This is a genomic window from Limoniibacter endophyticus (genome assembly GCF_014652835.1).
GTDB classification, from domain to species: Bacteria; Pseudomonadota; Alphaproteobacteria; order Rhizobiales; family Rhizobiaceae; genus Limoniibacter; species Limoniibacter endophyticus.
The window spans coordinates 145,810-156,923 of sequence record NZ_BMZO01000004.1; the positions used below are offsets into that span (position 1 = coordinate 145,810).

Here is an 11,114-nt window from a genome sequence, read left to right on the forward strand (position 1 = left end):
AAGCTAGTGGGCGTCAGGTCTACTCTATCGTTGATCAGGACCAGATTGCTCTTCCCCTTGACCTGTCGGCGAGACGTGGCAATCTGACCGAAAACAGGGAACGGACGACCGATGGGCTATCGCATCAATGCGGGCGGAACACTCTGGCACTTTGCCGATCTGAAGACGCTGATGGCAAAGGCGACCCCTCTCCGCTCCGGCGATCTCCTGGCAGGTGTGGCCGCGGAAAGCGCGACGGAAAACATTGCTGCCAGAATGGCATTGGCCGACGTGCCGCTGACGCGGTTTCTGCAAGAGGCCCTTGTACCTTACGAAGAGGACGAGGTGACGCGGCTCATTTTCGACAGCCACGATGCGGATGCTTTCAAGCTCGTCTCGCATCTGACCGTCGGTGATTTTCGCGACTGGCTCCTCTCGCCGCAAGCCGATCGGCAAACGCTTGCGCAACTCGCGTCAGGGCTTACCCCTGAAATGGTGGCAGCCGTCTCCAAAATCATGCGCAACCAGGATCTTGTCAGCGTCGGACGTAAAGCAAGCGTGGTCACGCGTTTTCGCAACACGATCGGCCTGCCCGGCACCATGGCCGTAAGGTTGCAACCGAACCATCCAACAGATGATCGCCGCGGCATTGCCGCAAGCATCGTGGACGGCTTGCTCTATGGCTGTGGCGATGCCGTTATCGGCATTAACCCCGCTTCCGACAGCGGCGCGATTTTAACTGATCTCGCCATTATGCTCGACGAAATCATCTCCGGTTACGCCATTCCCACGCAGGCCTGCATTCTCACTCATATAACCTCGACCATCGCCATGATCGAGAAAGGCGTCCCCATCGATCTCGTCTTCCAATCGGTAGCCGGGACACAGGCGGCAAATGCAAGCTTCGGGGTGACACTCGATATTCTAAGGGAAGGCATGGAAGCCGGGCGCAATCTCAAGCGCGGAACGGCCGGTGACAATGTCATGTATTTCGAAACGGGTCAGGGTTCGGCCCTTTCCGCCAATGCCCATCACGGTCTTGATCAGCAAACGGCGGAAGCGCGGGCCTATGCTGTCTGCCGCGCCTTCGACCCATTGCTCGTCAACACGGTGGTCGGGTTCATTGGTCCGGAATATCTCTATGATGGCAAGCAGATCCTGCGTGCAGGGCTGGAGGATCACTTCTGCGGCAAGTTGCTGGGCGTGCCGATGGGCTGCGATATTTGCTATACCAATCATGCAGAGGCCGATCAGGACGATATGGATACGCTTCTGACTATGCTGGGCGTAGCGGGCGTCAATTTCATCATAGGAGTGCCGGGTGCTGACGATATCATGCTGAACTACCAGTCCACCTCCTTCCACGATCAACTCTATATTCGCGAAGTTCTTGGCCTTAAACGCGCGCCGGAATTCGAGGCGTGGCTGCAGAAGATGGAGATTACTGGCAATGACGGCGCACTTCTGAAGCAGAACGAGCATCAGCGTCTGCTCGATATTGCAACGCGTGGAGAAGCGGCGTGAGCGACAGGAAGCCAGCCAAAACGGACGACAACTGGCGAAACTTGGCGCAATTTACCGACGCGCGCATCGCCATGGGGCGCAGTGGCTCGGCCATCCCCACCCATGCGGTGCTCGATTTCGCTTATGCACATGCGCTGGCACGCGATGCGGTGCATACAGGGTTTGATCCGCAATCTCTCATCGCATTCCTGCAATCACACACCCTTGAAGCGTTGCAGGTTCAGAGCGCAGCAAAGGACCGCGCCACCTATCTGCGCCGTCCCGATCTCGGCCGCAAGCTTGATCCCGAAAGCAAGCAGGCACTCGTTGCCCTGAATCGCGAGCCCGGCGATATCGCAATCATCATTGCCGACGGCCTCTCGGCCACTGCTGTTTCAACGCATACACAAGGCTTTCTTGCCAGCTTCATTGAAGCCACCCAAGCCAGAAGGCTAACCTTGGCACCCGTCTGCCTGGTCGAGAATGGCCGCGTGGCCATCGGCGACGAAATCGGAGCCATCCTTGAGGCGCGACTTGCGATAGTGCTGATCGGCGAAAGGCCCGGGCTGTCCTCGGCTGACAGCTTGGGCGCTTATATCACCTATGCGCCTCGCCCCGGTCGTAACGACGCGGAACGCAACTGCATCTCCAACATACGCGACAACGGGCTGAGGCCGCATCTTGCTGCACAAAAGGCGATATGGCTGATTGACCAGGCGTTCGACCGCCAGATAAGCGGTGTCAACCTGAAAGACGAGAGCGATCAGCTTCTGACTTCCGCCGCCGATTACCGCTCCATCATTGGACAGGGCTGACTGGCCGCGACTATTGCCGCCGTTCCAGCACCGGCACGCAGGAATCCAGATCAGCGGTCGCAAGATGCGCATAACGCATGGTCATCTGCAAAGTCTGATGGCCTAGCCACATTTGCACGCGCCGGATATCGATCCCGCCTCGCACCAGTCTCGAGGCGCAGGTATGACGCAAAGTGTGCGGCACAAGTTCGGTGTCGCGTCCCAGACCCACTTGAGTCTTCGCGAGATTCCATGCCTGCCGATACTGATACTGCTTGATATTGGAGAACGGGCCGTTGCGACGCTTCTGCATCGCCTTGATCGCCTCCTTCGCCCGGCATGTCAGAGGGACCGAGCGGCTCCTGCCGGATTTGGTCAGCCAAAAAGTTGCCCGGACGCCATCATAATCATTCCAGTGCAGACCGGTCGCCTCCCCTAGGCGCGCGCCGGTATCAACCAGAAACACGGAAAAATTGTAATATTCCTCGTTGAGATTGCGGATCGCTTCGAAGAGACGGCTTTCTTCCTCGCCTTCAAGAAACCGGATGCGTCCCTGCCGCTCCTTCTGCCTCTGAAACGTGGGAAGCTTCGCCACCTCCCCCATTTTCTCGCCTTTTTTCAAAAGCTTGCTTAGAGCAGCCATCTTCCGGTTGATCGTTGCGTTGCTGTTTCCCCGATTGCGCAAGGTGCCGATCAACCCGTCTAGCATCTCCTGGCTGAAAACCGAAAAGCTGCGCCCACAGAGAATTTCGTCAAGCTCTCCGATGAAGGAGCGTACATTATCCTTGTGCTTCCCGTTCTCCCAGAGGATGTCACCATGGCGACGCATCAACTCGGACAGATTTATTAACTCTTCATCCAATACTGTTTTAGTAGATTCGGATGAATTAAGATAAAGCGAAGTCCCAATACCCTTATATTCAATCGAAAAATTCTTTCCAACTCCTCCCAATATATCGGGACATTCCATTTTTTTACTCGCAACCTGTGATAATGGGTGCCTTGAAGCCGCCGAGTTCGATGAAGGCCTGACGGAGCGAAACTGCGTCTGGGGAGCCCGAGTTGTACTGAGCGCGCAGTTCGATGAACGAACGCAGCGTGCCGAGTTCGGTTTCCGAACGAGCGTCGATACCGAGCGTCGCACGACCCTGCTTGATGAAGCCGTCGTTAGCGCCGCGTTCCGAAGCGTTGATCTGGTAACGAACGTAACCGCCGATCTTGAGGCAGGTTTCGGTACCCGGGATGTAATAGAAGCCAGCGCCGTAAACGTCACAGACGCGGACATATTCCATGGGTTCCGGCTCAGCGAAGACGACTGCGTCGGCTGCGCGAGCGCCAGAGACTGCTGCAACCATTGCAGCGGAGCCGAGAAGAAGGCTCTTGATGTTCATTTTCTGACCTCCAGTCAAAGTATGAAGGTGCTTTCAGAGAAATCGTACATCTATTCAGCTATTTAAAAGGTTTTCTTGGCTTGAAGCGGAACGTCGGAGTTCCCAGCTACGAAAGAATTGTAACAGCCTCTCCAAGGAGCTTTCATGCATCTCGTCACTGCAAACGGCGCAAATATTCCTGCACTCGGTTTTGGCGTCTATCGCGTTCCCGGTGCAGATACTTTGCGTATCCTGCCAAAAGCTCTGCAAACCGGCTTTCGCCACGTGGATACGGCGCAGATTTACGGAAACGAGATAGAGGTCGGTGAAGCGATCCAGGCTTCCGGCATTGCGCGCGACGACATTTTCCTCACGACGAAAGTGTGGGTCGATAAATATCGCCATGACGACCTGATCGCGTCGGTGGACGAAAGCTTGAAGAAGCTGAAGACCGATCACGTCGATCTGCTTTTGCTGCACTGGCCAAAGAGCGATGTATCGCTTTCCGAACGCATCGGCGCTCTCAACGAAGTCCAGAAGGCTGGCAAGGTGCGCCACATTGGCGTCAGCAATTTCAGCATTGCCCTGATGGAGGAAGCGGCAAGGCTGAGCGAAACGCCGATCGTTACCAATCAGGTGGAATATCATCCCTACCTTGACCAGTCGAAGCTGATTGCAGCGGCGCGAAAGGCCGGAATCTCCATCACCGCCTATTATGCCATGGCCGACGGCAAGGTGCTGAATGACCCCGTTCTGCGGGAGATCGCGAGCGCACATGGAAAGAGCATCGCGCAGGTGGTGCTGCGCTGGATCGTCCAGCAGGACGGACTCATCACCCTTTCCAAGACGGTGACGGAAAGCCGTTTGGCTGAAAATTTTGCAATCTTCGATTTTGAACTCAGTGACGAAGACAATCAGCGGATCGCGGCACTGGCCCGACCGGATGGACGTATCGTCAATCCGCCTGACCTGGCTCCCGAAATGTGGGATTCCTGATATTAAGGGGCGGCCGAAGTGCCGCCCTCTTTGATCTCTGGTACGCGGTCGCCAAAAGCGTTAAATATTCTTGCCAGAGCCACCGAGACAAAAGCATGTCCGTCGAGATCCATCTTCGCTCCTATCCTGAAAGCATCGGCCTCGATGCCCATGGCTATGCGCAGTTTGTATTGCCTATTTCAGGAACACTGGACATGGAAATCGGCGGCCGTGGCGGCCGCCTGGGCAAGGGATTATGCGCCTTCGTTGCGCCTGAAGCGCCGCATGATCAGATCGGTCCATGCGGCAATCGTTCCGTTATCGTGGACGTGCCGCTCAACAGCTTCACGCCGCGTGTGCTTGAGACTTTTTCCCGCCAGATCTACCTGCCAATGGATGCATCAACTGCACATCTGTGCGGCTACATGGCACATCTACGCGAACGCAAGGCGCCCGGTCGAACCATAGCCGACGGCTGGCTTTCCCTCCTGCTCGACACACTCGTGCCGGAGAAAGGAACATCGGCAGGGAAACTCGATGCACTGCTTGCGCGGCTTTCGAGGGAACCGTTTCGTGCCTGGAGCGCAGATGAAATGGCGCGTGAGATGGGCATGAGTGCCAGCAGTCTGCAACGCGCCTTTCGCGCCGAAGTCGGGAAAAGCCCTCGTGCGTGGCTTTGCGATCTCAAAATGCAGCACGTTCTCAGGCTCATCGAGACAACGAGCCTGCCGCTGTGCGAAGTTGCTCTTGAAGCTGGTTTCTCCGATCAGACAGCCCTCACACGCGCGGTTCGCGCTGCTACCGGCATCACACCAGCAAAGTTGCGTCGCAACGCTTGACGATTTTCGTCATAATTCTGCCCGTTCAAGCCAAGACGTGGCGCTCGTCCCACGGTAAGGATGCCTGATCCGCTGTCATATGCGGGTGATCCGGCAGAATGGTCGTACAGCATGGGCAATACGCAAAAAGGTATATTCTTCGGCATCATCGCAGGAGCTCTCTGGGGGATTGTCTTTCTCGCGCCCAAGCTCGTGGAAAATTTCACTCCGTTGCAACTCGCTGCCTCTCGCTATCTGGCGTTTGGAGCGATGGCTATCATTATGGTTGCCGGAAGATTCAAGCGCATTTGCGCCCATCTTGGAGGACCAGAGTGGCGGGCGCTGGTCTGGCTCAGCTTGCTGGGGAACATCATCTATTACATTTTCATCGGCGCGGCGGTGCAGCTTGGCGGCGTCGCACTGACCTCCATCATTATCGGCTTTCTGCCTGTCGCAGTCACCGTCGTCGGCAGCCGCGATCATGGTGCTGTGCCTTTGCGTACCCTGGCGCCATCGCTCCTTCTCGGGGCGGGTGGAATTTTGTGCATCTCATGGGAAACGCTAAGCGGGAGCGAAAGCGGTTTTGACACGGCGAGCCTTCTTGGCTTGCTCTGCGCCATATGCGCGCTGACGTCGTGGACGAGCTTTGCAGTCGGCAACAGCCGCTGGCTCGGTCGGCTCGACCAGTTGACGCCCGACGAGTGGAACATGATGACAGGCGTCGTTACCGGTGCATTGGCGCTCGTTCTGATACTGCCAGCCTTCGTGTTCACCGGTTCCAGCCACTCAGCCCCCGACTGGCTGTATTTCATTGGTATTTCGCTAGCTGTGGCTTTCCTTGCGTCTATTATCGGCAATGCCTGCTGGAACCGCATGAGCCGGCTTCTCCCGCTCACGCTGGTCGGCCAGATGATTCTTTTCGAAACGCTGTTTGCGCTCCTCTATGGTTTTCTATGGGAGCAACGTCTGCCGACCATTCTGGAAATCGTCGCAATGCTCCTCGTTAGCACCAGCGTCATTCTCTGCGTCACCGCCCACAGGTCCAAGCCGCAGCCCGCATAAGGGAACGTTCCGCTCAACCCCGCATTATGGAAATCAGGCGGTTGAGATACGGGGAAGAGAGTGGCTATCGCACCTGACACGCCGGGAAGCAGGTATGCGCTGTCCTTGCGCATCTTGCACTGGCTCGTGGCATGCATAGTCCTTGCCACTTGGCCGCTCGGGCTGCTGCTGGAACATTTCAAGGATGAGGTGAAGCTCGACTTCTATCTCATCCACGAATCGCTGGGTTTTCTAGTCTTGTGGCTCATGTTGCTGCGTGTCGGCTTCCGTTTAACCTCCGGCGCACCTGAACATGAGCGTAACTGGACCGGAACGCTGGCTGCTACCGTGCACTGGCTTTTTTATCTTGCACTGATCATCATGCCCCTCAGCGGCTTTCTCGCCACTAACGCCTTCGGTTTTCCGCTGATCTGGTTCGGCATTATTCCAGTATGGTCGCCCGTAGGCCCGTCGCGTGAGTTGGGTGCGTTCTTCATAAGCATTCACGTAATAACCGCCTGGGCAATCCTGGGATTGTTCGCATTGCACATGGCCGGCTTTCTTTATCATCACCTCATCCGTCGTGATGCTACGTTGCAGAGGATTTTATGAACATTGTGCACATGCAGCGCAGGGCATTCCGCGAAAATTGCTGGAAGCATCTACTGGCTTTACGATCAGGTGAACCAGTCCGGCCAGCGTTCCTCGACCCTTGCGCGGCGCTCTATCTCCCGATCGCGCAGCGGGAAAAACCGCTGGTAATTGCACAGGTCGGTCAATCGCTCGACGGTCGGGTGGCCACTGAAAGCGGCGACGCACGAGATGTGTCGGGATCCGATGGAATCGCACACCTTCACCGTTGTCGGGCCCTTGTCGATGCCGTGGTCGTCGGTGTCGGGACGGTCGTTGCAGACAATCCGAGCCTTACGGTTCGTGCAGTGGAAGGACAAAACCCGACCCGCGTGGTGATTGACCCGAGCGGACGCATCCCACACGCCTCCAAACTCCTGCATGACGGGCAGTCACCAGTCATCATCGTGCAGGCGACTGACGTCGATTCGCGCGCCCCCAACGCCGAAACAATCGCACTCGAGCGTCAGGAGAACGGTTGCCTGGAGGTTTCCGACATTCTGTGCGCACTGAGCGGACGTGGCTTGAAGACGATCCTCGTTGAGGGTGGTGCCTGTACTATATCGCGTTTCATCAATGCCGGATGCATCGATCGTCTGCATGTAGCCGTCGCGCCGCTCATCATCGGCGCCGGCCCCGCCGGCATTACCCTACCGCCCATTGACAAGTTAGCGCAGGCGCAACGCCCAAAGATCGACATTTACGATATTGGTTCCGATATCGTCTTCGACTGTGATTTCAGAAGGTCGCCTGATCTGGCGGCAGACCCAGCATATCGAGATGACCGACGCGCAGACCGCTGCGATCCGTCTGCAGAAGTCTGAAATCCTTCCACGCGGCAATTTTTTCCGCGTCGATCATACCCGTTTCGGCGACAGCCCTCGCCATGCCTTCTATGAAGGCGTTCTGCAGCGCAACGTGCTCGGGTGTCAAAGCCCAATCGCTTTTTGCCGTTTCGACCAAATAGCCCTGTGCCTCAAAAACCTCGCGAAGGATATGAGCTGCCTCAGGTCCCGCAGCTGGCCCTATGCCCTTGTCCCCGCGCTGATGCGCATTGAACGCCGCGACTGCCGCGCCATCGAGAGCGTGGGGCGTTTCAAACAGGATCATGCCATCGTAATTGAGAGCCGCATAAAGACCAATTTCACGCGGTCTCAAAACGAAGGCAAGTGCCTCGATCATAGCGCGTGAACAAAGATCGAAGAGCGCGGACGCCGTCATTAATCGCGTTCCAGCAAGCGGAATTGCCGCGAGGTCATTCAGGTCGGCTTCAACGCATTCTAGAGAAATCTCCCTGTCGTGTCGGTTCTTTGCGATACCGAGCAGATGCGGATCGTGATCGACAAGACGCCAGTGCAAGGGCCGAACCAGACCGGGGGCCAAGGCGCGCAGGGTAGAACCAGTACCGCTGCCTATGTCGGTAATGGTGGTGGCTTCGCCATCATCGGCAAAACCGAGTGCCCTTTGCAGCAAGCTCCTGTCCCGGGAAAGAAAGTCGGCTGATTCACGCAGATCAAGCCAATCTTCGCGAAATCCGCTCATGTGATCGTCTCAAGCACTTTTTCTATCGTAGCTGCCGTCTCATCCCAGCCCGGTAAGGTCGCCCCATGCCTGCGTGAACCGGCTGCCAGTCCAGTGCGAAGCTCCCTGTCCTGAAGAAGCCGCCGTAGCGCCTGCCCGAAAGCAGCCGCATTGCCCGGTTCGACGAGAATTCCGGCTTCCTGCGGCACAACATCGGGAATGGCCCCGGCTCTTGTCGCAACTATTGGCAGACCATGAGCCATCGCCTCGGCAAAAACCATCCCGTAACCTTCGTAATAAGTTGCGAGCGCGAAAATATCCGCAGCGGGCAATTCGCCACGTGTATCATCGACCTGTCCGGTCAGACTGATGCGTCCGGAGAGGCCCAATCGTCCGATCCGATCTTCAAGCTCCTGAGTGAACGCCGCATCCACCGACCGGTTGCCGATGATGCGGCACGTCCATTCCAGATCGGCATTTTCTGCCAATGCCTCGACCAGCACATCATGTCCCTTGCGACGGATGATCGTGCCTATTGCCAGAATATGTGGCACGCCATCGGGCGAACCAGACGCCTGGATACCAGGGTCCGTGCCGGGCAGCGCGATCGCAATCCTGCTCTCGTCGACACCGAATTCGGCCGCCAATTGCCGCTTCGTCGCTGGCGAGGTCACTACGACCGCGTGCGCATGCTTCAGTGCTTCAGTCTCCGAGCGTTCCAGCCTTTCCTTCACCAAGGGCTCCAGATGCCCCTCGCGAGCCAAAGGATGGTGGATGAGAGCCACAAGCTTCAAGCGTGCGGAAAGCACCTGCGCAACCTCCGGCATGACGCCATAAGCCAGGCCGTCAATCAGCAGAAACGCTTCGTCCGGCACCGTTTCGAGCATACGCGTCGCATGCGCCAGTGCGTGCTCGTCAGGTTGCGGGAAGTTTTCCCCGAGCGGCAGCGCCTCCACTTTCCAACCCCGTTTTCCCAAGGCGTGGAGGATGCGGCGATCATAGCCATAACCACCGGTACGGATTTCCAGGTCACCCGGATAGGCAAAATATAGTATTCTGCTCAAAGTTCAGCCTCGTACCATCCGCGCGCAATATGCGATTCATGCAGCGTGACGCGAATTCTGGCGACGCGACTGCTGCTACCGTGCCCAAGCTCCCCATCACGCACATTTTGTGCCAGCGTATCAAAAATATGCTTGGCGAGAAATTCGGTCGTCGTCACCTTGCCCTTGAATATGTCCACTTCGTCGAGATTCTTATAATTCAGCGGCTTCAATGCTCTAGCGAGAATAGCGGTCGCTAGACCTATGTCGACGGCAAGTCCGTCCTCATCAAGCTCTCGCGTGAAGAAGGCAGCATCGACGAGGAATGTCGCTCCATGCATACCCTGGGCGGGCCCGAAGGACGGGCGCGGCAGACTGTGGGCGATCATCATGTGGTCGCGAACCTCAACAGCAAACATGGCAAATCCTCAATAAATGACTCTGTGGCAAAGGGTGGATTTGTCGGCGAGGATAACGCCGTAGCGCGCGGGGAGCGCATCGAAAGGTGTTTCGCCGGAAAAGAGCAGATCGAGTAACGGATCGTCGAGCAATGAAAGGGCAATCTGCATGCGTCTCTTCGCATCAACCTGCCCTCGGCGTGATGCCGCAACGAGACCGACCTGGGAGGAGATGATCGAGAGGCGCTTTGAGTGAAACGGCCCGCCGAGTCTCAGTTCGACAGTTTTTTCACCGTACCAACTCGCTTCGACGATTTTTGCTTCGAGGGCCGCATTGTCAATCGCCAACTGCAAAGCCTCCCCCGAGGCCGAGACATTGACCAGCACATCGAATTCTCCGGAAAGCGTGTCGGCATTTGCGAAACGACAGCCAAAAGCTTCTGCGATTTCCTGTTTTGCGTCATCGATATCGACCATAGTGACCTGAACACCAGGGATCTTCGCCGCTATACGCGCAACAAGAAGGCCAACCACACCCGCTCCGAAGACGCAAAGCCTTGTGCCTGTAGCAATCCCTGCATCCCAGACGATGTTGAGAGCCGTTTCCATGTTCGCCGCGAGAACAGCGCGACGCGACGGCACAGCTTCGGGAATCGGGTGGAAAGTCTCCACCTTCAGAAGTGCCCGCGTTTGATGCGGATGGAGACAGAAGCCGCGCTTGCCAATCATATCATGCGGCCCAGCTTCAATCTCGCCGACCAGACAATAGCCATATTTGACGGGAAAGCCGAAATCACCATCCTGATGCAGGCATTCCATGCGCTGCCATTCGCTCTCTGGAACTTGTCCCTTGAAGACAAGAGCTTCAGTTCCCCGGCTGATCGCGCCAAACCGCGAACGCAATACGATCTGATCGTCTGCAGGTTGCGGCAGATGTTCTTGGCGCAATGCCGCTTCGCCTGGTTTCTCCAGCCATAGCGCACTGGCTTCCAAAGAGCAGAACAAGGGATCCGCCGTCAGGTTCACTTTGTCCCCTTTGCGC

The 11,114-nt window shown here is 56.8% G+C and carries 12 protein-coding genes and 1 pseudogene; 7 read left to right on the forward strand and 6 right to left on the reverse strand.

The features are described from left to right. Positions 1-111 precede the first annotated feature (111 nt). A complete protein-coding gene (locus IE151_RS07200) occupies positions 112-1,503 on the forward strand; it encodes an ethanolamine ammonia-lyase subunit EutB (protein ID WP_189489322.1) in 1,392 nt (463 codons plus the stop codon). Then, positions 1,500-2,297, forward strand: coding sequence for an ethanolamine ammonia-lyase subunit EutC (gene eutC, locus IE151_RS07205; protein WP_189489323.1), 798 nt, complete (start codon positions 1,500-1,502; stop codon positions 2,295-2,297). The genes IE151_RS07200 and eutC overlap by 4 nt, the downstream gene beginning before the upstream one ends. Positions 2,298-2,307: 10 nt before the next feature. Here eutC and IE151_RS07210 read toward each other — a convergent pair whose 3' ends face one another. Continuing rightward, on the reverse strand, positions 2,308-3,246 hold the full coding sequence (locus IE151_RS07210) for a tyrosine-type recombinase/integrase (RefSeq protein ID WP_189489324.1): 939 nt from the start codon (positions 3,244-3,246) through the stop codon (positions 2,308-2,310). Positions 3,247-3,277: 31 nt separating this feature from the next. Beyond that, a pseudogene (locus tag IE151_RS07215) lies at positions 3,278-3,667 on the reverse strand (porin); the annotation flags it as partial. A 144-nt stretch (positions 3,668-3,811) separates the two neighbouring features. Here IE151_RS07215 and IE151_RS07220 point away from each other — a divergent pair. The 5 genes from IE151_RS07220 to IE151_RS07240 all read left to right on the forward strand — a co-directional run bounded on the left by IE151_RS07220 (position 3,812) and on the right by IE151_RS07240 (position 7,934). Beyond that, positions 3,812-4,642: an aldo/keto reductase gene (locus IE151_RS07220; RefSeq protein ID WP_189489326.1), complete on the forward strand. Its 831-nt coding sequence runs from the start codon at positions 3,812-3,814 to the stop codon at positions 4,640-4,642. A 95-nt stretch (positions 4,643-4,737) separates the two neighbouring features. Further along, positions 4,738-5,460, forward strand: coding sequence for an AraC family transcriptional regulator (locus IE151_RS07225; RefSeq protein WP_189489327.1), 723 nt, complete (start codon positions 4,738-4,740; stop codon positions 5,458-5,460). A 111-nt stretch (positions 5,461-5,571) separates the two neighbouring features. After that, on the forward strand, positions 5,572-6,501 hold the full coding sequence (locus IE151_RS07230; protein ID WP_189489328.1) for a DMT family transporter: 930 nt from the start codon (positions 5,572-5,574) through the stop codon (positions 6,499-6,501). Between the two features lie 60 nt (positions 6,502-6,561). Next, the gene (locus IE151_RS07235) at positions 6,562-7,092 is read left to right on the forward strand and encodes a cytochrome b (protein ID WP_210310870.1); all 531 of its coding nucleotides are present in this window, start codon (positions 6,562-6,564) and stop codon (positions 7,090-7,092) included. Further along, positions 7,089-7,934: a RibD family protein gene (locus IE151_RS07240; protein ID WP_244636645.1), complete on the forward strand. Its 846-nt coding sequence runs from the start codon at positions 7,089-7,091 to the stop codon at positions 7,932-7,934. Before IE151_RS07235 ends, IE151_RS07240 begins: the two co-directional genes overlap by 4 nt. On the opposite strand, the gene IE151_RS07245 is transcribed toward IE151_RS07240, so the two are convergent. Genes IE151_RS07245 through IE151_RS07260 form a run of 4 tightly spaced genes read right to left on the reverse strand, consistent with a single transcriptional unit; the run spans position 7,849 to position 11,098 of the window. Continuing rightward, on the reverse strand, positions 7,849-8,652 hold the full coding sequence (locus IE151_RS07245) for a class I SAM-dependent methyltransferase (RefSeq protein ID WP_189489329.1): 804 nt from the start codon (positions 8,650-8,652) through the stop codon (positions 7,849-7,851). The genes IE151_RS07240 and IE151_RS07245 overlap by 86 nt on opposite strands. Further along, a complete protein-coding gene (locus tag IE151_RS07250; RefSeq protein WP_189489330.1) occupies positions 8,649-9,695 on the reverse strand; it encodes a glycosyltransferase family 4 protein in 1,047 nt (348 codons plus the stop codon). Before IE151_RS07250 ends, IE151_RS07245 begins: the two co-directional genes overlap by 4 nt. Next, the gene (locus IE151_RS07255) at positions 9,692-10,093 is read right to left on the reverse strand and encodes a 6-pyruvoyl trahydropterin synthase family protein (protein ID WP_189489331.1); all 402 of its coding nucleotides are present in this window, start codon (positions 10,091-10,093) and stop codon (positions 9,692-9,694) included. The genes IE151_RS07250 and IE151_RS07255 overlap by 4 nt, the downstream gene beginning before the upstream one ends. A gap of 9 nt (positions 10,094-10,102) precedes the next feature. Further along, positions 10,103-11,098: a zinc-dependent alcohol dehydrogenase gene (locus IE151_RS07260; protein WP_244636646.1), complete on the reverse strand. Its 996-nt coding sequence runs from the start codon at positions 11,096-11,098 to the stop codon at positions 10,103-10,105. Between the last annotated feature and the right edge of the window lie 16 nt (positions 11,099-11,114).